The 24,574-nt window shown below is 63.2% G+C and carries 27 protein-coding genes; 10 read left to right on the forward strand and 17 right to left on the reverse strand.

Annotation, left to right across the window (positions count from 1 at the left end; all coding sequences use genetic code 11):
• Positions 1-96 precede the first annotated feature (96 nt).
• Genes gfo6 through EA462_RS06335 form a run of 3 tightly spaced genes read left to right on the forward strand, consistent with a single transcriptional unit; the run spans position 97 to position 3,068 of the window.
• Positions 97-1,176: a D-xylose 1-dehydrogenase Gfo6 gene (gene gfo6, locus EA462_RS06325; protein ID WP_124177710.1), complete on the forward strand. Its 1,080-nt coding sequence runs from the start codon at positions 97-99 to the stop codon at positions 1,174-1,176.
• Positions 1,177-1,215: 39 nt separating this feature from the next.
• On the forward strand, positions 1,216-1,902 hold the full coding sequence (locus EA462_RS06330; protein WP_124177831.1) for a PHP domain-containing protein: 687 nt from the start codon (positions 1,216-1,218) through the stop codon (positions 1,900-1,902).
• Entirely contained in the window at positions 1,899-3,068 is a 1,170-nt protein-coding gene (locus tag EA462_RS06335) for an asparagine synthase C-terminal domain-containing protein (RefSeq protein WP_124177711.1), read from the forward strand. Before EA462_RS06330 ends, EA462_RS06335 begins: the two co-directional genes overlap by 4 nt.
• On the opposite strand, the gene EA462_RS06340 is transcribed toward EA462_RS06335, so the two are convergent.
• From EA462_RS06340 to EA462_RS06370, 7 genes are all read right to left on the reverse strand, one after another.
• Positions 3,057-3,386, reverse strand: coding sequence for a cupin domain-containing protein (locus tag EA462_RS06340; RefSeq protein ID WP_124177712.1), 330 nt, complete (start codon positions 3,384-3,386; stop codon positions 3,057-3,059). The two genes, EA462_RS06335 and EA462_RS06340, sit on opposite strands and share 12 nt — an antisense overlap.
• Before the next feature lie 109 nt (positions 3,387-3,495).
• Complete coding sequence (locus tag EA462_RS06345) at positions 3,496-4,587, reverse strand: Mrp/NBP35 family ATP-binding protein (RefSeq protein ID WP_124177713.1); 1,092 nt, start codon at positions 4,585-4,587, stop codon at positions 3,496-3,498.
• Positions 4,588-4,706: 119 nt separating this feature from the next.
• Positions 4,707-5,009, reverse strand: coding sequence for a hypothetical protein (locus EA462_RS06350; RefSeq protein WP_124177714.1), 303 nt, complete (start codon positions 5,007-5,009; stop codon positions 4,707-4,709).
• 115 nt (positions 5,010-5,124) lie between these two features.
• Positions 5,125-5,442, reverse strand: coding sequence for a hypothetical protein (locus tag EA462_RS06355; protein WP_124177715.1), 318 nt, complete (start codon positions 5,440-5,442; stop codon positions 5,125-5,127).
• The gene (gene nrfD / locus EA462_RS06360) at positions 5,439-6,848 is read right to left on the reverse strand and encodes an NrfD/PsrC family molybdoenzyme membrane anchor subunit (protein WP_124177716.1); all 1,410 of its coding nucleotides are present in this window, start codon (positions 6,846-6,848) and stop codon (positions 5,439-5,441) included. Before nrfD ends, EA462_RS06355 begins: the two co-directional genes overlap by 4 nt.
• Positions 6,845-8,458, reverse strand: a complete 1,614-nt coding sequence (locus EA462_RS06365; RefSeq protein ID WP_124177717.1) for a 4Fe-4S ferredoxin N-terminal domain-containing protein — start codon at positions 8,456-8,458, stop codon at positions 6,845-6,847. The genes nrfD and EA462_RS06365 overlap by 4 nt, the downstream gene beginning before the upstream one ends.
• Positions 8,459-8,688: 230 nt before the next feature.
• Positions 8,689-9,363: a helix-turn-helix domain-containing protein gene (locus tag EA462_RS06370; protein ID WP_124177718.1), complete on the reverse strand. Its 675-nt coding sequence runs from the start codon at positions 9,361-9,363 to the stop codon at positions 8,689-8,691.
• A gap of 386 nt (positions 9,364-9,749) precedes the next feature.
• On the opposite strand from EA462_RS06370, the gene nirK reads away from it, so the two are divergent.
• A complete protein-coding gene (gene nirK, locus EA462_RS06375) occupies positions 9,750-10,841 on the forward strand; it encodes a copper-containing nitrite reductase (protein WP_124177719.1) in 1,092 nt (363 codons plus the stop codon).
• 275 nt (positions 10,842-11,116) lie between these two features.
• Here the strand turns inward: nirK and EA462_RS17235 are convergent, their stop codons facing one another.
• Positions 11,117-11,293: a hypothetical protein gene (locus EA462_RS17235; protein ID WP_165872025.1), complete on the reverse strand. Its 177-nt coding sequence runs from the start codon at positions 11,291-11,293 to the stop codon at positions 11,117-11,119.
• Positions 11,294-11,450: 157 nt separating this feature from the next.
• Positions 11,451-12,428: a transcription initiation factor IIB gene (locus EA462_RS06380; protein WP_124177720.1), complete on the reverse strand. Its 978-nt coding sequence runs from the start codon at positions 12,426-12,428 to the stop codon at positions 11,451-11,453.
• 203 nt (positions 12,429-12,631) lie between these two features.
• Between EA462_RS06380 and gatC the strand changes: the two genes are divergently transcribed.
• Both gatC and gatA read left to right on the forward strand, forming a co-directional pair.
• Positions 12,632-12,910, forward strand: a complete 279-nt coding sequence (gatC, locus tag EA462_RS06385; RefSeq protein ID WP_124177721.1) for an Asp-tRNA(Asn)/Glu-tRNA(Gln) amidotransferase subunit GatC — start codon at positions 12,632-12,634, stop codon at positions 12,908-12,910.
• Positions 12,910-14,190 (forward strand): Asp-tRNA(Asn)/Glu-tRNA(Gln) amidotransferase subunit GatA, encoded by a 1,281-nt coding sequence (gene gatA / locus EA462_RS06390; RefSeq protein ID WP_124177722.1) that lies wholly within the window; start codon positions 12,910-12,912, stop codon positions 14,188-14,190. Before gatC ends, gatA begins: the two co-directional genes overlap by 1 nt.
• Before the next feature lie 147 nt (positions 14,191-14,337).
• On the opposite strand, the gene EA462_RS06395 is transcribed toward gatA, so the two are convergent.
• From EA462_RS06395 to EA462_RS06415, 6 genes are all read right to left on the reverse strand, one after another.
• The gene (locus tag EA462_RS06395) at positions 14,338-14,688 is read right to left on the reverse strand and encodes a helix-turn-helix transcriptional regulator (protein WP_124177723.1); all 351 of its coding nucleotides are present in this window, start codon (positions 14,686-14,688) and stop codon (positions 14,338-14,340) included.
• Positions 14,689-14,760: 72 nt separating this feature from the next.
• Positions 14,761-15,552 carry an NRDE family protein gene (locus EA462_RS06400; protein WP_124177724.1) on the reverse strand — a complete coding sequence of 264 codons (792 nt, stop codon included), beginning with the start codon at positions 15,550-15,552 and terminating at the stop codon, positions 14,761-14,763.
• Between the two features lie 51 nt (positions 15,553-15,603).
• On the reverse strand, positions 15,604-16,020 hold the full coding sequence (locus EA462_RS06405; protein WP_124177725.1) for a DUF371 domain-containing protein: 417 nt from the start codon (positions 16,018-16,020) through the stop codon (positions 15,604-15,606).
• A 207-nt stretch (positions 16,021-16,227) separates the two neighbouring features.
• On the reverse strand, positions 16,228-17,571 hold the full coding sequence (locus tag EA462_RS06410; protein WP_124177726.1) for an alkaline phosphatase family protein: 1,344 nt from the start codon (positions 17,569-17,571) through the stop codon (positions 16,228-16,230).
• A 94-nt stretch (positions 17,572-17,665) separates the two neighbouring features.
• The gene (locus tag EA462_RS17710; RefSeq protein ID WP_279387005.1) at positions 17,666-17,797 is read right to left on the reverse strand and encodes a hypothetical protein; all 132 of its coding nucleotides are present in this window, start codon (positions 17,795-17,797) and stop codon (positions 17,666-17,668) included.
• 138 nt (positions 17,798-17,935) lie between these two features.
• A complete protein-coding gene (locus tag EA462_RS06415; RefSeq protein WP_124177727.1) occupies positions 17,936-18,469 on the reverse strand; it encodes an inorganic diphosphatase in 534 nt (177 codons plus the stop codon).
• Positions 18,470-18,679: 210 nt separating this feature from the next.
• Here EA462_RS06415 and EA462_RS06420 point away from each other — a divergent pair, with 210 nt between their 5' ends.
• The gene (locus EA462_RS06420; protein WP_124177728.1) at positions 18,680-19,039 is read left to right on the forward strand and encodes a PadR family transcriptional regulator; all 360 of its coding nucleotides are present in this window, start codon (positions 18,680-18,682) and stop codon (positions 19,037-19,039) included.
• A gap of 19 nt (positions 19,040-19,058) precedes the next feature.
• Here EA462_RS06420 and EA462_RS06425 read toward each other — a convergent pair whose 3' ends face one another.
• Positions 19,059-19,712: a DUF7108 family protein gene (locus EA462_RS06425; RefSeq protein ID WP_124177729.1), complete on the reverse strand. Its 654-nt coding sequence runs from the start codon at positions 19,710-19,712 to the stop codon at positions 19,059-19,061.
• Between the two features lie 27 nt (positions 19,713-19,739).
• Complete coding sequence (rnhA, locus tag EA462_RS06430; protein WP_124177730.1) at positions 19,740-20,333, reverse strand: ribonuclease HI; 594 nt, start codon at positions 20,331-20,333, stop codon at positions 19,740-19,742.
• A gap of 162 nt (positions 20,334-20,495) precedes the next feature.
• Between rnhA and EA462_RS06435 the strand changes: the two genes are divergently transcribed.
• The 3 genes from EA462_RS06435 (at position 20,496) to EA462_RS06445 (ending at position 24,547) form a co-directional block, all read left to right on the forward strand.
• The gene (locus tag EA462_RS06435) at positions 20,496-21,458 is read left to right on the forward strand and encodes a transcription initiation factor IIB (protein ID WP_004213785.1); all 963 of its coding nucleotides are present in this window, start codon (positions 20,496-20,498) and stop codon (positions 21,456-21,458) included.
• Between the two features lie 106 nt (positions 21,459-21,564).
• Positions 21,565-24,255: a phosphoenolpyruvate carboxylase gene (gene ppc / locus EA462_RS06440; protein ID WP_124177731.1), complete on the forward strand. Its 2,691-nt coding sequence runs from the start codon at positions 21,565-21,567 to the stop codon at positions 24,253-24,255.
• A 127-nt stretch (positions 24,256-24,382) separates the two neighbouring features.
• Positions 24,383-24,547, forward strand: coding sequence for a zinc-ribbon domain-containing protein (locus EA462_RS06445; protein WP_124177732.1), 165 nt, complete (start codon positions 24,383-24,385; stop codon positions 24,545-24,547).
• Positions 24,548-24,574 lie beyond the last annotated feature (27 nt).

A 24,574-nucleotide genomic window follows, 5' to 3' on the forward strand; every position in this document is an offset into this window, starting at 1 on the left:
GGAAGTGTGTCGTCGGATCGGAAGCGTGTAGTCTCGGTACGGACGTTCAGGGGAGTGTGAACGCATGATCATACCCCTGGAGACCGTACGTTCGATATGGGCCTCGAATCATACTTCGACAATTTCGCACGTCGGGACTGGCAAGAGACCGATCCAGACGGAACCGTCAGAATGGCGATCGTCGGAATCGGGGGCTTCTCCCGGAACCGTGCGCTTCCCGCCATCGATACGGCTGACTACTGCGAAACGTCCGTCCTCGTGACCGGATCACCCGACTCGTCCGCCGAGATCGCCGACGAGTTCGACGTCGACACGCTCCTCAGCTACGAGGAGTTCCTCGATGGTCGGGCGACGGATGCCTACGACGCGGTGTACATCGCGACGCCCAACGCAACCCACGGCCAGTATGCCACTGCCGCAGCCGAATTCGGGAAACACGTCATCTGTGAGAAACCCCTCGAGACGACCGTCCAGGACGCACGGGAAGTGATCGATGCCTGCGAGGACGCGGGCGTTACGTTGATGACTGCCTATCGGCTCCAGTTCGAGCCGTCCATTCGACGTACCCGCGAGCTGATCACCGACGGCGTCATCGGCGACGTCGTCCAGATCCACGCCGGGTTCTCGAATCCGCTTCTCGAACACGCCGGAGCGGATACGTGGCGGCTCGACCCCGACCTCGCCGGTGGCGGTGTGCTCGTCGATCTGGGGGTGTATCCGCTGAACACGATTCGATTCTTGCTCGATTGCGACCCGACCGTCGTCACGGCGTGTACGTACTCGGTCGACGAGGCGTTCGCGGACGTCGACGAGCACGTCGCGTTCCAGCTCGAGTTTCCCGGCGCGGTGACGGCCTCGTGCACCGCGAGTTACAACGCACACGCTGCGAGCGGTCTCAGAGCGGTCGGGACCGATGGAATGGTCTCGGTTTCGTCCCCGTTCGGCGGCGTCGTCCCGCACGACATTTACGTCGAGTGCGGCGACGTCGGAATGGAGTACAGGGGCGCACCGAGCGACGAGGTCATCGAAGAGTTCGACTACTTCGGATACTGCGTCCTCACCGGAACTGATCCGGAACCGGACGGCGTCGATAGCCTCCGAGATATCGTCACCGTCGATTCGACCTACGAAGCGGCTGAGTCCGGCGTATCTGTCGAGATTCCGTATATTAGGTGAATCGAGGTGCTTTTGATCGGGCCGCTCGAACGAGTGTACGTGCTGTCGGTCGAACTCCACGTCCACTCGGAACTGTCCTACGACGGGCGAGATCCCGTCGACCTCATCCTCGAGCAGGCCGAAGGGATCGGTCTCGATGCGATCGCAATCACCGACCACGACGAGATCGACGCCAGTCTCGAGGCCGCCGAGCGAGCCTCCGAGTACGGACTCGTGGGCGTTCCGGGAATGGAGATCTCGAGCAAAGCCGGTCACATTCTCGGACTCGGGCTCGAAGAGCCGGTTCCGCCGGGGCTGTCCTACGAGTCGACGATCGAGCGGATTCACGCCCAGGACGGGCTCGTCGTCATCCCCCACCCGTTTCAGGAGTCGCGCCACGGCGTGATGGCGCGAATTTCACGCGACGAACTCTCCGAGGGGGATGCGATCGAGGTCTACAACTCCCGGCTCCTGACCGGGCGGGCGAACCGCCAGGCGGAACGCTTCGCCCAGTCGCGTGGCTTGCCGATGACAGCGGGGAGCGACGCACACATCAGCGAGATGGTCGGTCAGGCGGTCACGCGCGTCGACGCCGACGATCGATCCGTCGACGCGATCCTCGAGGCCATCCGGGAGGGCAAAACCTCCGTCGAAGGGAAGCGAACGCCCTGGCACATCAGTTTCAGACAGGCCGCAGGCGGGGTTCGACGCCGGTTCAGAAACGGCGTCGTGGGGCTGTTTCGATGACGAACGCTCACCCCCTCCGTGGTGGCGATCCGACGACGGTTCGACGGGCGCTCACCGATGGCGACCCGCTCCCGGGAACGAGCGGGTTCGCCGGCGAGGTCGACGGCCGACTCGTCCGGGACGTCCTCGGACGGGTTCCGCTGTTCGTCGAGCGAACCGGCGGCTCGGGGACTCGAGACTGGGAGTTCGAGCCGACCGAGCTCGAAGAGCCCGTAGCCGTCCCCGCCGGAGCCGTCGCGGACGTCGACGCGCTGGCGAAAGAACCCGACGTGAGCGCCGCCTTCGAGCGGCGCTGGTCCCTTCCCGACCCCGATCCAGATTCCAGCCACGACGACGCACTCGAGCGCCTCGAGAGCGCGATCCGAAGCGCGGCCGAGTCGGTTCGGTCCACGGATCGAGACGTCGCGGTCGCCTTTTCGGGCGGCGTCGACTCGGCGCTGGTCGCAGCGTTGCTCGATGCGCCGCTGTACGTCGTCGGCTTCCCCGACAGCCACGACGTCGAGGCCGCACGAACGGCGGCAGCCGCGATGGACCGCGAGCTTACCGTCGTCACCCTTGAGCCGGCCGATCTCGAGCGAGCCGTTCCACGGATCGTTCGAGCAACCGGGCGGACGAACGCGATGGACGTCCAGATCGCGCTCCCGCTGTACCTGGTCGGTGAGCGCGTCGCCGCCGACGGGTTCGACGCGCTCGCGGTCGGACAGGGAGCCGACGAACTGTTCGGCGGCTACGAGAAGGTCGTCCACCTCGATCACCGCGTCGAGGCCGAGACGACGCGCGACGCCGTCCGAGAACAGATCCGAAGCCTTCCCGATCAGCTACCGCGCGATACGCTCGCGGTTCGAGCGGCTGGCCTCGAGCCCGTTTCTCCCCTGATTCACGACGCCGTCGTCGATGCGGCGCTTCGGCTGCCGGACGGCCTGCTGGCCGACGAGGAGACCCGAAAGCGAGGGTTCCGTCGGGTCGCTGCGAGCCACCTGCCCGAGACGGTCGCGATGCGAGACAAGAAGGCGGTCCAGTACGGCAGCCTCGTCGCTCGCGAACTCGACCGGTTAGCACGGCAGGCGGGCTACAAGCGGCGGATGGACGATCACGTCACGAAGTACGTCGAATCGCTCTGTTCCGAGCGATCGGACGATCCGGAAGCGCTTCGATCAGGACGGTAACGGACAGAGACTCGCGGTGAAGACCACCGTCCCGTCGGTCTCGTTTTTCGCGCCGTGTTCGACGCCGCGGTCGTGACGGACGACGCCGGGTGCGTCGATCCGTTCGCGTTCGCCGTCTCTGATGACGGTCACGGTTCCCTCGAGGACGTGAAAGACGTTCGTGCTGTCGCCGTGTTCGTGGGGCTCGAGCGTGGCGTCCGGTCCGAGTGCGAAGGCCTTGACGAGGACGTCGTCGGTGACGACCAGCTCCGTGCTTTCGATCTCGCCGTCGGCCGGATCGAGATCGGCGATCGCGTCGGCGTAGCAATCGAGCGACATACCGCGTCGTTCGTGGTCCATCACCTAATACTTCGAGGATCGAATGAGGCGAGAGTCGTAGTTGGAGCGGAAGATCCGAGTCGAACTCGGACAGAATCGCGAACGTCAGCTAGTCCTCGAGGTCGGTCGGAAGCGCATCGTCGGGCGTATCCGAGGTGTGCTCGTCGACCGTCCGGCGGTTGATCTCGCCGATGCGGTTCGAGATCTCGGCAACGAGCGCTTCGACCGGTTCCTGGGCGGAGCTCTCGTCGTTCTTGACGATCGCGCCCGTGCTACCGTCGGCACCGAAGTCGGGGTTGATCGGAATGCGTCCGAGCAGCGGGACGTCGTAGGCGTCGACGATGCTGTCTGCGCCTTCGGTTCCGAACAGCCCGTGCTGGTCGCCACAGCTCGGGCAGATGAACGAACTCATGTTCTCGACGACGCCGAGGACGGGCGTGTTGTGCTTGTTGAACATCTGGATACCCTTTCGAGTGTCGTCGAGCGCCATCTCCTGTGGCGTCGTGACGACGACGGAGCCGGTGACCGGCATCGATTGTAACAGGTTCAACGTCGCATCGCCGGTTCCGGGCGGAAGGTCGACGATGAGGTAATCGAGACGGCCCCACTCGACGCCCTCTAAAAACTTCATCATGAACTTGTTGACCATCGGGCCGCGGAGGATGGCCGGGTCATCTTCTTCTTCCATCATGAAGCCCATGCTGATGACTCGAACGCCGTCGGATCGTGGCGGAACGATGTCCTCGTTCGGCGTGACGCCGGGTTCGCTCTCGATCGGAAGGATCCGCGGGACGTTCGGCCCGTGAATGTCTGCGTCGAGAATGCCGACCATCGCGCCGCGTTTCTCGAGGCCTGCAGCGAGGTTAGCTGCGACGGTCGTCTTGCCGACGCCGCCTTTCCCGGAGGCGACAGCGATGACGTTTCGCACCCGTGGGAGGACCTCGTCGTCGAACCCGTGTTCCTGGCCGACGTGGGCTCGAAGGTCGGCCTCGAGGCCGACCTCGTCGCAGAGTTCCCGAATCCGGTTGCCCAGTTCCATCTCGGACGGTGCGTAGGGTGCGTTGAACGCGAGCGAGATCCGTGCCGTCTCGTCGTCGATGGTAACGTCGTTGATCAGCCCGAGTGAAACGATGTCATCTCCGATATCCGGGTCCTCGATCCCCTCGAGTTTGATCTTGAGTTCGTGTTCGGTGATGCTCATAGTGCGTCGATGTGTTCTGTCCGAATGGACGGGACCGAACGGGATACGTGTGATGGTTCGGGTGGGCTATCGTCGGACGGTTTGGCCGGCGTCGGAACGCGAGCCAGCGAACGGACCCGCTACGGTCCCGGCGAACTGAACGGCTCGGGTGAACCGCCGAAAAAGCTGATTCCGATCAAGATTGTCAGTATCAGCATCGAAACCCACATCGTGACCGTGATTCCGACGAGGTAGCCGACACCGCGAACTCCGGCGGTGGATTCTCGAGGCGTTCCGACGAACCACGCGATCACCATCACGTAAACGGGGAGCAAGACGACGCCGAAGATGAGCCACGTGCCGACGTTCGGAAAGCCGGTGAGCCCTTCGGTTCCCTCGAACCCGTGGTAGAGAACGACGAAAAGTGCGGTTGATAATATCATTCCACACTCGAGAGTTCCACGTCGGCGGGAGTCGTAATACCGCCTGCACACTCATGGTCGTCGAATGCCACGGAGAAGTCCTACCCGAAAGAATCGACAAAACGGGCCGATCCGATTACGGCGGGCCGACGACACCGAACGGTTCGGGGAGTCCGCCGTAGAAGACGAGACCGATGATCATCGTCAGGAAGAACATCCCGATCCACATCTGTGCGGTGATTCCGACGAGGTAGACGACGCCCATCAGACCGGTCTTGGAGTTCCGTGGTTCACCGACGAACCACGCGACCACCATCACGTAGACGGGAACCAGGATAACCCCGAAGATGAGGTAGGTCCCGATGTTGGGGAATCCGGTCAGTCCCTCAGTCCCTTCGTAACCGTGATAGAGCACGAACGAGAGGGCGGACACGATCGACGCCGGCGCGATCATGCTTCCACCTCCGGTTCGGTCGCGGCGTCATCCGCGGGCTCGTGGTCGCCGCCGTGGCCGTGATCGCCACGAAGGTGTTCGACGGCGTGGAGTTCGACGACCGGAACCAGCTTCGAGACGACCAGGAAGATCAGCGTGACCATCCCGATCGTGCCGGCCAGCGACATCAACTCGATGGCGCTCGGGAAGTAGTCACCGGGGGTTCCCTCGTAGATGCCGAACGCCGGATACCAGAAGCCGGAGATGACGAAGTAGGTCTTTTCGACGAGCGTCGCGAACAGCACGAACACGCCGGCGACGATCGCGCGCTTCTTGCTGAACAGCGACGGTCGAATCGTCGTCGCGAAGATGTACGCGAGGACGCCGAGTACCATCACCATCGGGACGATGTACATCGGGTGCGAGAGCTTGGAGGCGGTCGCATCCGCGTGGTCGACAGTCGGCGCGAAGCTACCTGCGGTGAGCTGTTGGAGTTGCAACCAGAGGAACAACAGCGAGAAGAATCCGAGCCACAACAGGAGTCCACGGAAGACGTCGTCGGTGATGATGTGATCCCAGTCGTACGCGCGACGGAACGCGTATGAAATCAGGATAACGCCGCTGATAGCCGACGTCAGCGCGATCGTCAGGAACTGTGGTCCCTGGATCGCACCGAACCAGCCCGGATAGCTCGGCAGGACGGCGAACAGCCACGGAATCACGCCACCGTGGAGCAACAGCGGAGCCATGATGATGATGGCCAGCGCGAGCCACCAGACCATCCGCTGGATGATCTCGTCTTCTTTCTCGCTGTAGCCGACCGTCATCCCGTCGTAGATCAGTCCGTACACGTCCGGAAGCTGGCGGCCGCCGACTTCCGGCGCGAACGAGGGAAGCTGATCGCGAAGTCGCGAGATGTCGTATCGAAGCGTGAGACCGAGATAGGTCGCCGTCAGCACGAAGTACGCCGTGATGACGGTCACGTCCCACACCAACGGCGAGTTGTTCACCGTGATGTGATAGTGGCCCAGCACGCTCGTGACCATCCGGTCCGGACGGCCCATGTGAACGAGGATGTAAAACCCGGCCGCCGACAGGCCGGCGATCGTCAACAGTTCCGCGAGTCGGGCGACCGGCATGTACCGGTCCATCCCCAGCAGGCGAACCGCGGCCGACAGGATGATCCCGCCGTGGGCGATCCCAACCCACCAGATGAACGCGCCGATGTACAGTCCCCAGGTAACGCCGCCTCCGGTACCCCAGTCGGAAAGACCAGTGACGACCAGCCCCTGTTGAAGCTGGTACATCCAGCCGACCAGGAACACACCGAACACGAGGGCGCAGGCGCCAAACAGCGCGACGTACTTCTTCGTGAACGTGTGGGTCGGACGAAGGATGTCCTCCTCGGTCGGCGTCTTCGTGCTCATAGGGACACCCCGGCGTCACCGACGGTTCCCTCGTCGACGACCTCCTTGCGGTTGTCCGTCAGGCCGACGTCGTCGTAGGCGACCGGACCGTCGACTTGCTCCGCGTTCGGGCCGGGTTCGTTACCCAGGTAGACGACGTTCGGGTTGGTCCCGATGTCCTCGAGCAGCCGGAAGTTCGACTCGGGTGCACCAGCGAAGTTCTCGAGTGCGGTCTGAGCGTCGCTTTCGCTCGCGCCGTCGAACTCCTCGTCCTCGTCGGGTTCGTCAGCGAGACGCAGTTCAACGAGAACCTCTTCGCTCTCGAGGTCGAGGCCGTGCGCCTCGAGGACGTCGATGACCTCGAGGAGATTTTGTTCGTACGCGACGTACTCGGCATCGCCCTGTCCCATCTCCTCGGAGACGGTGTCGATCGCGAGAATGACCCTGAGCATCTCCTCGTCGAGATCCTCCGCGGCCTCGAGAACCGATTCGAGATCGTCGTCGGCACCCTCGAGTTCTTCTGTGAGCGCGTCAGCCGACGGTCCTTGCGAATCGACCTGAACGAGCGCACGGCCGCGGCTCGGATTATCGACGTACGTTTGTGGGTCGCTGTCGGGATCGTTCATGTCTCCGAACTGGATCGCATCCGGTGGACAGGCCTCCTCACAGGCCGTGGTTCCGACGTACTCGTCGCCTTTGAATCCGTCCTGACGGGTCGGACACATCGTACACTTGCTCATCACACCGCGTGGCGCGCGACTGTCGACCCAGCGATCGCGCTCGTCGTACATGTGCTCGTTCTCCGCGCCCATCTGCTCTGCGTGTTCGCGAACCTCCTCGACGCTCGCATCGGGTTCGTCCCACTGGAAGTAGTTGACGCCGTAGGGACAGGCGACCTGACAGTACCGACAGCCGATGCAGACGTCGTAGTCCGTCAGAACGAGCCCGTCGTTCTCGCGGGTGTGGCGGGCCGTCGTGGGACAGACTTTCTCACACGGTGCGTCGGTACAGTGCTGACAGGGACGCACGAGTCGGTTGCGACTCGTATCCGCGCCACCCCGTGGCTCTTCGTAATCGAGGATGTACATCCAGTTGACACCCTGATCCAGGTCGTTCTCCTGGGAACAGGCGGTAACACAGGAGAGACAGCCGTCACAGCGCTCGAGATCGATCGCCATTCCCCACTGAATATCACCTTCACGGGAGGATTCGGTCACCGAGTCCGCGTCAGCGACGTTCGGTTCGGGGTCGCCGCCGTCGGCGGTACCCCAGGCCCCGAGTCCAACAGCGGCCGCGCCGGCACCCATCTTCTTCATCGCATCCCGGCGACTGTCCTCGCCGTCACCCTCGAACTTCGAGAGCATCCGGGACATGGTCCCCTCCTCGGCCGCCTTCATCTCTTCGAAGGCTTCCTCGGTCGGACGGTCGTCAACGCCGAACTCATCCATCACGTCGTCGTGATACATCTCGTGGAATTCGGCTTCGGATAGTTCGCCTTTGGTGACGCGCATCGCGTCTTTGGCCATCTCCAGTCCGAGATCGCTGTCGTACTCGGTGTCGTCCAGCATGGCCTCGAGTTCCGTCTCCCACTCCTTGCCGAGCGGATGGAACGATTCGTCGTCAGTGCTCATCGACTCAGAACACCCCCTGGGAATTTCATATCTCTCACAGAAGGGATACTCAGCGACAGATACTTGAATACGTTCATTTGTGATCCACTGGTCCGGACTCACAACTAGATCGGGTTGAAGTGTGGACTCGATTTCCACGACGTGAGAATTGCCACGAACATGTTCGATAATATAAATTGAACACTCGCTCCCAAAGCCGGTAAATGTCCGATCAAAGCGTCGAGCCGACGTCAGCTCGGTGCGAGCTGTTCTTCGAGCGAATCGTCATCCTCGAGTCCGGGAACGTCCTCGAGGAAGCGCTTGACGATCGCTTCCTCGGCCCGGTGGAGAGTCTCACTGCAGGTCGATTTTGCGATGTCGAGATGGTTGGCGAGTTCCGTAAGCGACGAGCGGCGGGGAGTATCGTAGTAGCCGACCTCGACGGCGGCGGCGACGACCTCGAGCTGTCGGTCCGAGAGGAGTTGGCCGTCGTGAAGTCGTTCGCTCACGCTCTCGATGCGGTACTGGAGCCCGAACTGCTCGAGCTGTCCGGCGAGTTCCGCGAGACGGTCTCGCGAGCCGGCCACCTCGAGCGTCGCTCGCCCGTCGCGAATCTCGACCGGAAGTTCGATCGGCATTCCCGACGCCCGCGAGGAGAATAAAAGCAGGGGAGCCGTCGTCTCGAAGTGGATCGTCGCTTCCTCGTCACTCCACTGAACGATCGACAGTTCCAGAATCTGTGAGTGATTCTCGATGTCGGTGACGATCTCTCGAACGGCGGGTCCAGCGATCCGGACGAGCGCGAAGCCGGTCTTGGCGTCCGGGACGGCAGCCAGCACTCGAAACGTCGCGTCCGGATATCGCGTAGAGATCTGTTGAACCCACACCTGCTCTGGCAGCGTGACCGTGAGTGTCGCCTGGGCCATGTGAATACCTTCTGTGCGAAATGACGACTCGTGTCCACGAATAGATTCCCGGGATTCCTACGAAGTGGGAATGCGACCGGGACGGCTCCGGCCGCTCCATCAGCCGTCGAAGCGCTCGAGCAGGACAGCAACCATCGGTGAATCGCCTCGAGATCAAGCCCCGGGGCAGTCTCCCTGTACTCCGTAAAACGGTACAGCGCTCTCGGGCAGCAAGAGCGACGTCCGACACGGGAGATCGTCTCGAGCGGGCGGCGATCGGCATTCGAACGGGGCAACGACGGTGTATCAACGGCCGAACGAACATGTTCGCAAGTGTTCTTTGAGGGAGGGAATCGTCGGAGAAGTTGATTAGATAGGTACCATTGTCCCAAACGAGGTGGAATACAATGACGATATCCACAGCAACTCGACGAACGTTCATGCAGGCGGCAGGCGCAACCGGTGCCGTCGCAGTCGCGGGCTGTCTCACCGGTGAACGCGTCGAAAACGATCCGGAGCCGGAAGCGAGCGACGCCGACGAGGGACTTCGACCGGCGGAGGCGGTCGACGTCGACCGCATCGGTGCGGATCCGGCGGACGTACCGCCCCCTGTCGACTGGAACGAACCGCGAACCCACGAGTTCACCCTCGAGACGGTCGAGGTGACGGCCGAGATCGAACCGGGCGTGACCGTGGAGTACATGACTTACGAGGGACAGATTCCGGGTCCGATGATTCGGGTTCGGGAAGGAGACACGATCGACCTCACGTTCGAGGTTCCGGACGATCTCAACAGGACCGTCCACAACGTGGACTTCCACGCGGTCTACGGCCCCGGCGGCGGTGCAGAGGCGACGACGATCAGACCCGGTGACGAACCGGCCAGACTCCAGTTCGAAACGAGGTATCCCGGAGTCCACATCTACCACTGTGCCGTCCCGGCGATGGATCAGCACATCAGCCTGGGAATGTTCGGGGCGATCCTCGTCGAGCCGAAAGATGGTCTCCCCGAAGTCGACCGCGAGTTCTACTTCGGCCAGCACGAACTGTACACCGACGGTGAGATGGGCGAGGAGGGACACCACCACTTCGACTTCGACGCCTCGGCCGACGAGGAGCCGACGTACGTCCTCCTGAACGGCGAGGCGTACGGCTTCACCGAGGACGGCCAGCACGGCCCCGTCGAGGCCGAAGTCGGGGAAACCGTCCGGGTCTACTTCGCCAACGGCGGCCCCAACTTCACCAGCGCGTGGCACCCGATCGGCAACGTCTGGTCGCGGCTCTACCGCGACGGCGACCTGCTGACGGAGCCGGCCAGATACGTCGAGACGTCCCCCATCGCACCCGGGACCGTCGTGGCGGGCGAGATGGAACTCCCCGTCCCGGGTCCGATCAAAATCGTCGACCACGCACTCTCGAGAGTGGTCCACAGGGGCGCACTCGCGACGATCGACGTCGAGGGCGAGCCGAACCCCGACGTCTACGACGAAGATCCGTGATCCGTCGGTACCCGCCACCGCGACGCGTCCCGTTTGAACGTCGGTTCTGGAATTTCTCCGCACCGACCCGTCGCGAACGGTTGCCGAACCGCGCCGGCCGACGACGACGGCTCGTCTGCCGTCGACGGTCACTCACTTCGCTCCTACGAGCCGACGTGAGAGCGACGGCGCTCTGGCTCGCGAGCGACCGCCTCATACGGTTTACTGTAAATCATTGCCGGCGCACCCGCGACCCGGGCGGCGGGTGCGCCGGTAAATCGTTGCAGTAATCCGTATCACGTCCAGACGCGCAGGCAATCGTTCGAGCAGAAGTGGAGATCGACCTGCTCGTCCGACCCATCGTCGACGTACGTCCGGAGCGTGTAGGCGATCTCGTCGTCTGACTCGCAGTTGTCGCACGTGGCGGCGACGCACTCGCCGCGATCCGCGCGGACGGTCGTATCGGCGTACATATCGATCGAGGGCACCGACTACCCTCTTCAGTATGCTCCGGTTAGAACGATTCAGCGCAAAGAAAGGCGAGATTAATGCGGATCGATACTCCCGACGGATCGCCACAGTCGAGAGCGTCTTTCGAGTGTCGCGAAACCGGCGGACAGCGGTCCGTAATCAGGCCGGCGCGCCGCCTTCCGCCTCGAGAAGTTCGTGATACCGGTTTCGAATAGTGACTTCGGAGATGCTCGCGACGTCGCTGACCTCGTTCTGGGTGACCTTCTCGTTGGTCAACAGCGCGGCGGCGTAGACGGCGGCCGCGGCGAGGCCGACCGGTGATTTACCGCTGTGTATCCCTTCCTCTTTGGCCGTCTTGAGCAGCGTTCTGGCACGCCGTTCGGTCTCGTCGGAGAGCTCGAGATCGCTCGCGAATCGGGGCACGTAGCTTTCCGGATCGGCGGGTTTGACCTCGAGGCCGAGTTCGCGGATCACGTACCGGTAGGTGCGAGCGATTTCGTCCTTCTCGACGCGGGAGACGGCCGAGATCTCGTCGAGACTTCGCGGAGTGCCGGCCTGGCGGGCGGCGGCGTACAGCGACGACGTCGCCACCCCCTCGATCGACCGGCCGGGAAGCAGGTCCTCCTCGAGGGCGCGGCGGTAGATGACGCTGGCAGTTTCGCGGACGTTCTCGGGGAGGCCGAGCGCGCTGGCCATGCGGTCGATCTCGCCGAGCGCCTGTTTGAGGTTGCGCTCTTTGCTATCGCGAGTTCGGAAGCGCTCGTTCCAGGTGCGCAGGCGCTGCATCTTCTGGCGCTGGCGGCTCGAGAGGGACTTGCCGTAGGCGTCTTTGTCCTGCCAGCCGATGTTGGTCGAGAGCCCCTGATCGTGCATCATGTTGGTGGTGGGAGCACCGACGCGGCTCTTGCTGTCCTTTTCGGCGGAGTCGAAGGCGCGCCACTCGGGGCCGCGATCGATCTCGTCTTCGTCGACGACGAGGCCACACTCGACACAGACGGTTTCGCCGTGTTCGTCGTCGCTGATTACGCGACCGCCACACTCGGGGCAGCGCTCGCGTTCGTCGGCCTCCTCGAGCGATTCCTCTCGCTCGGTCTCGCGGCGCTCGTCGCTGTGCGTTCGGATCGTAGAGTCGGTCATTGTGTTGGAACTGATCGAAGGACGGTGGAAAACGTTCTCGCGTGTATACTGTATAATGGGTCGGCAATCACTTAAAAACACGGGTCGAATAACGGGCGAAAACGGAGTTCGCCCGGAGGAACGAATCGATACGACAGGAACGCAGGCGTTCTCCCGACCGGTATATCGAAACCCTTACTCTCCGGAGGCCGGTCCGAACAGGTATGAGCGACGACGCCGTCAGTCCCGAGGAGGTCCGCCACGTCGCGGAGCTGGCTCGTGTCGACCTCGCGGACGACGAGGTCGACCAGTTCACCCGGCAGTTCGCGGACATCCTCGAGTACTTCGATACGCTGGACGAGGTACCGGAAATCGACCGTGACGCCGACCTCGTGAACGTCATGCGACCCGACGAGGAACGCGATTCGTTCGAAAGCGACGCGGCGCTTCGGAACGCGCCCGAAACCGAAGACGGCTACTTCAAAGGACCGAACGTCTCCTGATCATGTCGAATATTTTCATCACCGAGGAGACGATCGAAGGGGCCGCCGACGGTCCCCTCGCGGGCCGAACAGTCGCCGTCAAGGACAACATCTCGACCGCCGACGTCCGGACGACCTGTGGCTCGACGATGCTCGAGGAGTACGTCCCGCCCTACGATGCAACCGTCGTCTCGCGGATCAAAGACGCCGGCGCGACGATCGTGGGCAAGGCCAATATGGACGAGTTCGGGATGGGGACGACGACCGAAACGTCCGCGTTCGGAGCGACGGACAACCCGACCGCGCCCGGCCACGTTCCGGGTGGCTCTTCGGGCGGCTCTGCGGCGGCGGTCGCCGCCGACGAGGCGGATCTCGCACTCGGCTCAGACACCGGCGGATCGGTTCGCTGCCCGGCCGCATTCTGTGGCGTCGTCGGCATCAAACCGACCTACGGGCTCGTTTCGCGATACGGACTCGTCGCCTACGCCAACAGCCTGGAGCAGATCGGTCCCTTCGGAGAGACCGTCGAGGACGCCGCCGCGTTGCTCGACGTGATCGCGGGACCGGACGACCGCGATGGGACGACCCGCGAGCCACCGGGGAGTTCAGAGCGCCCGACGAGCTACGCCGACGCCGCAACGGGCGACGTCGACGGGCTCTCGATCGGCGTCCCCACCGAGCTACTCGAAGGTGCCGACGACGGCGTTCTCGAGACGTTCTGGGACGCGATCGGTGAACTCGAGACCCGCGGCGCGAAGTACCACGAGGTGTCGCTGCCGTCGGTCGAACACGCCGTCGAGGCCTACTACGTGATCGCGATGTCGGAAGCCTCCTCGAACCTCGCGCGGTTTGACGGCGTCCGCTACGGTCACTCGGGCGGCTACGACGGCAACTGGAACGAGGCGTTCGCCGCGGCTCGGCGGGAGGGATTTGGCGACGAGGTCAAACGACGCATCCTGCTCGGCACGTACGCCCTGTCGGCGGGCTACCACGACAAGTACTACAAGAAAGCACAGGACGCTCGCGCCTGGGTCAAACAGGACTTCGACGAGGCGCTGTCCGAGGCCGACGTGCTCGCGTCACCGACGATGCCCGTGCCGCCGTTCGAACTCGGAGAGAGCCTCGACGATCCGCTCCAGATGTATCTGGCGGACGCGAACACCGTCCCGGTCAACCTCGCGGACCTGCCCGCGATTTCGGTCCCCGCGGGCGAGACCGACGGTCTTCCCGTCGGACTTCAGCTGGTCGGTCCGTCGTTCGGCGAAGAGCGCCTCGTGCGTGTCGCAAGCGCACTGTCCTGACTCGACGAGCGCGGACCGTCGGTCGAACCGAACTGCAACGGAGCCGGTTAAAAACTCGTTCGGGAGCTCACGCGATGCCGTAACGATTTTCCGGCGGGACCGCAGGCGTATCGCGGTTGTGCCGGTACTGACGCACAGCAGACCGCATCACTCCTCGTAGGCGAGATTCATGATCCACTGCGAGAAGGCGTCGCTGTTCGGATCGACCTCCTCTTCCCCGATGAACGGCGAGAGCATATCCCCTGCCATCAAGAGCGTGAACTCGAGGTCTCGGGCCGTCGGCGTAATGTAGTAGGTGTTGTGTCCGTCGTAGACCGTGTCCTCGCGGTCGACCAGATCCTTTTCGACCAGCGATTCGACGATCCGACTGCCTTTGCGCGAGGAGACGTCGAGTTCCTTCCAGAAGTCGCTCTGGTGGATACCGCCGGTTTCGCGGACGAGTTCGAGTCCGTTCCACTCGTCGTCGGAGAGTTCCGCTTCGGCTGCGGTAACGCTCACGGAGACCACCTCGCCATGCTCGCCGCTAGGGGCAGGAGTGCGTCCATGTGCGTATGAGAGAGTGCGAGCCGCTTAAATGTGCCCTTCGACGTCACCGTCGGCATCAGAACCGGCGGAATCGGTCGGTGATCGAACGCCTTCGTAGCTGGTTCGACAGGGCGGACCCGGTGCGAACCGGTACGTCGACGTCCCGCCGAGTGCGATCAGCGACGAAGACCGCGTTCCGAACCCGTCCTCGTGGAGACAGACGCCGTACTCGTGATCAGCGAGGACGGAGCCGGCCCGCTCGAGCCAGGCCTCGACCGGCTCGCCGGGATCCGTGGTATCGACCGAGAGAGCGCGTCGCACCCGGCGAGCGTTTCGAGCCTGCTCGCGGGCCGCATCGGGCCGGCTCGGTGGGACGACGACCTCGTCATCGACGGCGGCGTTGACCACGACGTGAACGCCGGGATCGAACGCCGTTCGGTCCAGGTGGCCGTCCCACCGGTAGCAGACCGCGTCCTCGGCGTCAGCGATGACGAGATTGAACGCGTCGTACTCGTCGGCGGCGACCGCGTCGGAGAGCACCGCGTTCGCAGCCAGGACCGATTCGGCCTCGAGAACGTCCGCGACGAGCAGGCCGCGCGAGCGCTCGCCGGCGAGATCCGCGTCGGTCCAGCCGTTGGTGATCCCCGCGAAGACGCCGAACTCGTTGTAGCCGATCCAGGTGCCGCCGGCGGCCGCGTCCGTCGGCGCGACGACGAGCGGGTCCGTCCGGTAGACGGCGGGTGGAAGCGAGTCGCGCTCGAGCGCCTCGTCCCGGTTCGCTGCGACTGCCACCGGTGCGTCCTCGAAGACCTGCCAGGCGAGAGTGAGGGTGCACACGATCGAAGAAAGCGGTTCCAGCACCTTAACACCGATTCTCACAGGACCGTCTCACCCCTTGACGGTGATCGTCACCGTCAGGTCCGCCCCGTCGGCGAGCGCCTCCACGAGGTCGCGATCGAACCCCTCGGCTGCGAACGCCGCCTCGAGCAGGATCGTCCGCTCGTCGACGTGCTCGCTCGTCCGGCCGACGGCGCTGCGGTCGCTCTCGAACGCGAGATCGGGATCGCCCCGTCCCTCGACCGAGTCTCGGTGGCCGTCCGCCTCGAGCGTGACGGCGATCGTCGCGTCGGCGTTCCGACACGCCCGGACGAACGCGGGGTCGAAATCGGCGGGTGCGCGGTCGGCGTCGATCGCGAGGATGCAGTCGCCGGCCGGGGTGAGATAGTCGTCGGTGGTCACTTCGAAGGTGCTCGCGTGCGCCGCGCTGACGTGTTCGTGTCCTCGAGCGTGGATGACTTCCTCCATGCGACGTCGGTACGTTCCCGGGGGGAAAACGGACTCGGATCGGAGACGATCCGCGCTGACGGTCGGTCGACGTCGCTCGAGGACGACAGCCGTGACGCTGCACTCGAAGACGGATTCGATTCGAACGACGCGGCGGAAAGACGTCCCGCTAGGTACGCCGGAGGGCGAACCGTCCGCGACGTTCTGAGTGGAGCCGCCGAACCGACGTCACACCAGACTTGCGCCGTCGAACTCGCCACGGCTGTACTCGACGTCCATCAGGTCGAGGATCGTGGGCGCGATGTCGAAGAGATCCGCGTCGTCGATGGAGGCATCCGGATGGTCGATGTACAGCGCGGTGTCGTCGAAGCTGTGCATTCCGTTTCGCGGTCCGGTGTCGAACACCGTGGAGTCGGCCTTGAATCCGGATTTGAGGTCGAAGCCGTGGGTCGGGATGGCGACCAGATCCGGCGCGATATCGTCGTGATCGCCCCGGAACGCCGCCTCCTTCTCGACGACGCGTTCGACGACGTTTCGTCCGTCCGGTCCCTCGAGCGCCTCGAGATCGGCTTTGAGTTCGTCGCGGACGTCGTCGTACTCGTCTTCCGGGACCGAACCCCGCGGTTCGCGTCCCTCGAGGTTGATGTAGAATCGACCGGGGATGAACGAGTATGCCTTCGTCTCGGTCGCGATGTCTCCGAGTTCCTCGGGTTCGTCGGTCTCGAACGAGAGCCAGCCCTCCTCGCGGAGCCACTCGTTGAAGTGGACCTCGTAGTCGAGGCTGGTAAAGCCGTGATCGGAGGCGACAATCAGCGTGACGTCCTCGGGGAGCGCCTCGCGAATGCGGCCGATGTAGTCGTCGACGGTTCGGTAGAACTCGATGAACTCCGCTCTGTACTCGCCGTCGCGCTCGTAGTCCTTAAACAGGAAGTGATTGACCCGGTCGGTCGTCATGAAGACGCCGAAAAAGAGGTCCCAGTCGTCCTCCTCGATGTAGTGTTCGAACGCCTCGTAGCGGGCGTCGATGGTGGCGTGGGCGTCCTCGATGAACGCCGATTTGTCGTCCTGGTGGCCGAGTTTCGGGTTGACGTCGATGCGATAGTCGATCGACTCGAGATAGTCGCGAACGTCGTCCGGATAGGCGGCCTTGTCGAGGCCGGGAGAGAGAAAGCCGGAGACCATCCGCTGGACGCTCCGTTGTGGCGGGAAGGTAACGGGAACGTTCATCACCGTCGCCCGACGGCCGTCTTCGTGGACCCGGTCCCAGACTCGATCGGCCTGGACCTCTTGGCCCATCGGGACGTACGTATCGTAGGTGCCGGCTTCCCGATCCTGAAAGCCGTAGACGCCCGTTTCGCCTGGGTTTGTCCCGGTGGTTAGCGACGGCCAGCAGGCGCTCGATTCGGGAGGGACGATACTCGAGATCTCGCTTGCGGTTCCGTCTGCGGCGATCGCAGCGAAGTTCGGAAACAGTTCTTCGTGTTCCGATAAGAGACTGAACGGCACGCCGTCAACCCCGATAAAGGCAACCCGTGGGTTTCCGTCGCCCCGCAGTCGATCGAACAGACCCATGGGCGGTCGTAGTTCGACCGCATACAAGAAGGTTCGTTTCGAGACACTGTTTTGAGAGACGCCGATTCGACCGGCGAACGGGCGCGAGAATGGATCAATCCGTCCGCTCGCGACGCTCCGGATCGTAGTTGGTCGGAACGATCGTCGGGTGAGCCATCCCGACGCCGAATTCGACGCGGTCATCGATCTCGGTCGGCTCGTTGGCGGACGGTTGGGATGTCGCCATGACGTCTCGAGGTACGCCACGAACGCGGATAAAATTACTCATGCTCATAATGCATGAGTCCGAGCGGCCGAATTACTCCGGTGAATTCGTCCGCGGACGGGAGGGATGGTGGATCGTCATCCAGACAGGTTGGACGAGTTACTCGAAGTGTTCCTCGTAGAGGTCCTGTGCGTGTTCGATCGCGTCGTAGGCGGCCTGTTTGTCCTCCCAGCCGAGCGTTTCGACTTCCTTTCCGGCCTCGAGGTTTTTGTACGTCGAGAAGAACTCGTCGATCTCGTCGCGCCGTTGCTGTGGAATGTCCTCTAAGTCCTCGATGTGATCGTACCGCGGGTCCTCGATCGGGACGGCGATGACTTTGTCGTCCTGTTCGCCGTCGTCGTCCATCTTCATCAGTGCGACGGGGCGGGCCTCGATGACGCAGCCGGGGAACGTCTGGTCCTCGACGAGGACGAGCACGTCGAAAGGATCCTCGTCGTCGTAGTACGACCGCGGGAGAAAGCCGTAGTCGCTGGGATAGTGAACGTTGCTGTGGAGGACGCGATCGAGGACGACACCGGGAACGTCCTTATCGTACTCGTACTTGTTTCGCTCGCCTTTGAGACACTCGACGACGGCGTAGATCTCTTCGGGCGGGTTCGGTCCAGTTTCGAGGTCTTCCCAGAGGTTGACCATTGTACCTGAATCTCGACGGTCGATCAAAAAGTACTTTCGTAATCACGTTTGAAGGTAAATTGACGGCTACCAGACAGCCGACAGACGCGAGCGTTAATCGTGATCGAAGTCGGTGCAACCGGCTCATCACTGCCGATTAGACGCCGTCTACACGACCGAAAGACCAAATAGTTGGCAAGTCTTAAATAGTCTGGTGACATTTGAAGACGTATGTCAGAGGCACAATCAATCACCGGCGAACAGAGCATTGCGCGCGAACTCACCGCGTTCCAGAACAACATCCTCGTTATCCTCGCCAAAGAGCCGATGTACGGGCTGGCGATCAAACGCGAACTCGAGGAGTATTACGGAACCGAAGTGAATCACGGCCGACTCTACCCGAACCTGGACGAGCTCGTCGAGCTCGGCCTGGTCGAAAAGAGCGAACTCGACAAACGAACCAATCAGTACTCGCTGACCGACGACGGCTACGATGCCGTTCTCGACGGCGTCAGCTGGGCGCTTTCGAACGTCGTGACCGGCGACGACCGCGCGGATGAAGTCCGCGATATCGTCGACGAGAGCTACTGAAGCGGGCAGGTGCGGGCGATCACGGATTCCGGAATTCGGGCACCGGTTCACCGGCCGTCTCGTACACTAACTCGATCGATTTTTCGACGACGTCGCGCTGTCGAGCCGACGGCCAGGCGTTCCGAACGAAGTACTCCGAGCGGAACTCCGACAGCTCCGGTCCGGTCAGCGACTCGATTCGTTTCGCGTAGTGATTGCCGACGAAATCCGCGAGCGCGCTGGCGGTGTCACCGTGGACGTCGCCGTGGCGGTCTCTGACGCGAGCGACGAGCGTTCGGTTGTGGGCGTCGACAGCCGTCCAGTCGTCCGGATCCTCCGCCCCCTCGAGTGATATCTCGATCGCACGCGAGAGATCGTCGATTCGGTCGGTTCGAATGACGCCGTCCTCGTGCCAGGCCGCCGGATGGAGAACGAGAGCCGCGTCGCCGTCGTCGTCGCGAACGCGAGCGGTAAATTCGTGGGGTGCGAGGAGATCATCGCGCCGCTCGAGACGGACCTCGCGTTCGCGTTCGTCCGTCGCGGATCGTGCGAGCCGGGTGAGCCGTTCGGCCTCGTCGACGACCGATGTCGGGAGTTCGTCGTCCCCAGCGGTGCCCTCGTCGTCGGTTCCCGAGTCGCCACCGTCGGAGCCGGTGTCGACGGTCGGACCGTCAGTGTCCTCGAGATCGCTCATACCGGATCGTTCGTCCTCGAAGGCTTTTCAGTTCTGGTCGAGCGCCTCGTTGGCCAGTCCGTCCGCGCGGCCGTTGACCTCGCGCGGGACGTACTCGAGCGTCCACTCGTCGAACGCGGAGAGGAGTTCGTGGACGCTCACGCGCCTTTCGCGCAGCTCCGGGTTGTTCGTATCGTACTCGCCGCGAACCTGCTTGACGACGAGCTCCGAGTCGCCTCTGACGTGTATCTCGTCGTAGCCGTAGTCGCGGGCGGCCTCGAGCGCCGCGATGAGCGCCTCGTACTCGGCCTGGTTGTTGGTCGCGCGGCCGATCCGATCGTTGCCTTCCCCGACGATGCCGTCGCCGGTGACGATCACCCAGCCGATGGCCGCCGGACCCGGATTTCCGCGGGCCGCGCCGTCGAAGTAGACGTGTGCGCGCCCGCCGCCGTCCCGGAGCACCGCCTCGAGGTCCCGTGGATTGCCTCCCTGGATCACGATTTTGTCGTCGTAGGCGACGGCCGTCGCGTCCCCTCGAGTGGCGCGCCAGCGCTCGTGGTCCGTGTTCCCGGCGTCGATCTCGACGCCCGCGTTCTCGAGACGGTCGCGGGCCGCGTCGACGTCGCACTCGATGACTGGCATTCGGTCCGTTCTTCGCCCAGTTCCGGATAAAGTCTTTCCGGTTTCAAATCGTAAACCACCACCGTGAAACGCTATACACGCCAAAATCGGCGGATACGGACCATTACGTTTGAATCGCGGCGAAGGACTTATATACTGTGGTGATACTACTATAAAAGTGCGATGACACGGTCCACCCGTCAGCGGGAGCGAACGCGCGAGAAGGACGAGACCGAAGACCAGGAGGGGGTACGTGCCTGTCCCGAGTGCGAATCGGACAATCTCGTCAAGGACTCCGACCGGGGTGAGCTCATCTGTGAAGACTGTGGGCTCGTCGTGGAAGAAGAAAAAATCGATCCCGGTCCGGAGTGGCGGGCGTTCAACCACCAGGAACGGCAAGAGAAGTCCCGCGTCGGCGCGCCGACGACCCAGACGATGCACGACAAGGGACTGACGACGACGATCGACTGGAAAGATAAAGACGCCTACGGACGCTCTATTTCCTCGAAAAAGCGCAGCCAGATGCATCGGCTGCGCAAGTGGCAAGAACGGATTCGAACGAAAGACGCCGGCGAGCGAAACCTGCAGTTCGCACTCAGCGAGATCGACCGAATGGCGAGCGCGCTCGGCGTCCCGCGGTCGGTTCGGGAGGTCGCGTCGGTGATCTACCGGCGCGCGCTCAAAGAGGACCTCATCCGCGGCCGATCCATCGAGGGCGTCGCCACGTCGGCGCTGTACGCCGCCTGTCGAAAGGAGGGCATTCCGCGCAGCCTAGAGGAGATCTCGGAAGTCTCGCGCGTCGAACGAAAAGAGATCGGTCGAACGTATCGCTATATCTCGCAGGAACTCGGCCTCGAGATGCGACCCGTCGACCCGAAAAAATACGTCCCCCGCTTTTGTTCTGAACTCGAACTGTCCGAGGAGGTCCAGACCAAGGCCAACGAGATCATCGAGAAAACGGCCGAAGAGGGGCTTCTCTCGGGCAAATCACCGACCGGATACGCCGCGGCAGCGATCTACGCCGCGTCGTTGCTCTGCAACGAGAAAAAGACCCAGCGCGAGGTCGCAGACGTCGCACAGGTCACCGAAGTCACGATCCGGAACCGGTATCAAGAGCAGATCGAAGCGATGGGGATTCACGGCTAGCCGGCGTTGGGTTACGTCCGGAACGTTTCGGAATTATCACGGTAAACGATGTACGTCGCCGTTTCGCTTCGCTGGGGTTTTTAGAGTCCGACTCAATTGGCGTGATATGCAACTTCACAACAGGGGTGTGCGTCAGGACGTCCGCGAGCTCGGGGCGTTGCTCGGGGAGGTTCTCGAAGAACAGACGTCACGAAAGGCGTTCGAGCGGGTCGAATCCTGTCGACGAGCCGCAATCGACTACCGTGCGGGCGACATCGAGTCGCGCGATCCGCTGATCACGGAACTCGAGGGGCTCTCGCCACACCAACAGCGAATCGTCGCCCGTGCGTTCACGACGTACTTCGAGCTGATCAACCTGGCCGAAGAACGCGAGCGCGTCCGTTCGATCCGGACCGAGTCGGACGAGGAAACGCTCCAGGACAGCCTCGAGACGGCGGCCGAAGAGCTGGGAGAGGCGGACGTCGACACGGTCGAACAGGTGCTCTCGGACGTGCTGATCGAGCCAACGTTTACGGCTCACCCGACCGAGGCCCGCCGGAAGACGGTAAAATCGAAGCTGCGGACGATTTCGACCTACCTCGAGCGCCTCGATGAGTGTCTGTTGACCGAGAAAGAACAGAGCCAGATCTGGCGGGACATCGACGCCGAGATTACGAGCCTCTGGCAGACGCCCCAGGTTCGCAATCGCCAGCCCGAACCCGAAGACGAGGCGCGAAACGTCCAGTGGTACCTCGAGAACACGCTGTTCGACGTCGTCGGGGAGGTCTACGACGAACTCGCTGATGCGATCGACGGGGAAGTCGAGAACAATATCGAGGTTCCCAAGCTGTTCGAGTTCCGTTCGTGGGCTGGCAGTGACCGGGACGGGAACCCTTACGTCACCCCGGACGTCACCGCGAACACGCTCGAGCGTCAACGCTCGGTCGTCATCGACCGATACCGCGATCAGTTAAAACGCCTCTCGGGCGTGTTGAGCCAGGACGGCAGCCGGATCGACGCCGGCTCGGCGTTTCAGGCCTCACTCGAGCGCGACCAGGAGCGACTGCCCGGCAGCGCCCGAACGGCCGAGGAGCGCTACCCCGGCGAGCCCTACCGCCAGAAGCTCAAGTTCATGCGCGAGCGTCTGGAGCGCGTCGGTGACGTTCGGCCCGGCGGCTACGACGACGTCGAGCAGCTTCTCGATGATCTCGAAGTCATCGCGATGAGCCTGCGCGAAAACGGCGGCGAAAGCGTCGTCGAGTCACACGTCGATCCGATCCGACGACAGGTCGCGACCTTCGGCTTCTCGCTTGCCAGCCTGGACCTGCGCGAACACCAGCAAAAACACACCGACGCCATCGCTGAAGCGCTCGAGCGTCAGGGAGTCGACTACCACGCGCTGACGGAAGACGAACGCGTCGAACTCCTCACCGACGCCGCCTTGCAGGACGAGCAGGTGATCGACCTCTCGGACACCGACGGTCTCTCGGAGGACTCGACGCGCGTCCTCCAGCTGTTCGACACCCTCGCGGACTGGCAATCCGAGTACGGCGTCGAGGCCATCGACACCTACTGTATCTCGATGACCGACGAGCCGAGTCACGTCCTCGAGGTGCTGTTCCTGGCCGACCAGTCCGGCGTCGTCTCCCTGCCCGAACACTGCGGGATCGACGTCGTCCCGCTGCTCGAGACGGAGTACGCCCTCTCCGGTGCGCGACGAATCATGGGGACGCTCTTCGAGAACGAAGCCTACCGTCAGGCGCTCGAGGCGCGCGGGCGAACCCAGGAGATCATGCTCGGGTACTCCGATTCGAACAAGGAAAACGGCTTTCTCGCCGCGAACTGGTCGCTGTACAAAAACCAGCGCAATCTCGGGGATATCTGTGACGACTACGACGTGACGATGCGGCTGTTCCACGGTCGCGGCGGCTCGATCTCCCGGGGCGGCGGACCGATGAACGAGGCGTTGCTTGCGCTCCCGAACTCCACCGTCACGGGTCAGGTCAAGTTCACCGAACAGGGAGAAGCGATCGCAGAGAAGTACGGCAACCCCCGGATCGCAGAGCGCAACATCGAGCAGATGCTCAACGCACAGCTTCGGTCCCGGTTCCAGGCGATGAACCAGCCCGAAGAGGAGATCCGCGAGGAGTGGATCGACGCCATGGACACGATGGCCAACGCCGCGAGACAGGAGTATCGCAACCTGCTCGAGAGCGACGGCTTCGTCCAGTACTTCGAACAGGCGACGCCGATCACCGTCATCGAAGACCTCGATCTCGGCTCGCGTCCGGCGTCGCGCTCGGGCGAACGGACCGTCGAGGACCTCCGGGCGATCCCGTGGGTGTTCTCCTGGACGCAGTCGCGGTGTATCCTGCCGGGCTGGTACGCCCTCGCAACCGGCATCGACGCCTACCTCGACGAGGGCGGCTCGGTCGAGACGCTCCAGGAGATGTACGACGAGTGGGCGTTCTTCCGGACGACGCTCGACAACGCCGCGCTGTCGCTGTCGCGAACCGAACTCGAGATCGCAAACCAGTACGCCGACCTGGCCGATCCGGACCTTCGCGAGCGGTTCTTCCCGCGCGTCACCGACGAGTACGAGCGCGCGGTCGATCTGGTCACGACGATCGGCCAGCGCGACGAACTGCACACCCGCGACTGGCTCGGCGAGAACCTGGAGCGACGAAACCCCTATGTCGATCCGCTGAACGTCCTCCAGACGTACCTGCTCGACCGCACCCACCGCACCGACGTCGAGGAGCGAACGCTCCGGCTGACGGTCAAGGGAATCGCCGCCGGGATGAAAAACACAGGCTGATCCGCGGCGGATACGCGTCGTCCCGGGTGGTCGGTTCGGTTCCGTACCGGCCGTAAGTGGGCGTCATCGCTCGGGACGGGGCGCTTCCGACCCAATCCTTATTCGGGCCGATCTCCTATTTCGAGCGATGGGTCTGTTCAGCAAAGCGGGGAAAACGTTCGAGGAAGCGAAGCAGTCGTACATGTCCAGCAAGGGGGCGACGTACGTCTGTCGGTCCTGTGAGGAGAGACTAACCGAAGAGTACGACTACTGTCCACACTGCGGCGAGGACTCCGTCGAAAAAGTCGAGTAACCCGGTCGGTGGCCGTGTGGTGGTCGA

The organism is Natrarchaeobius halalkaliphilus (assembly GCF_003841485.1).
Classification (GTDB): domain Archaea; phylum Halobacteriota; class Halobacteria; order Halobacteriales; family Natrialbaceae; genus Natrarchaeobius; species Natrarchaeobius halalkaliphilus.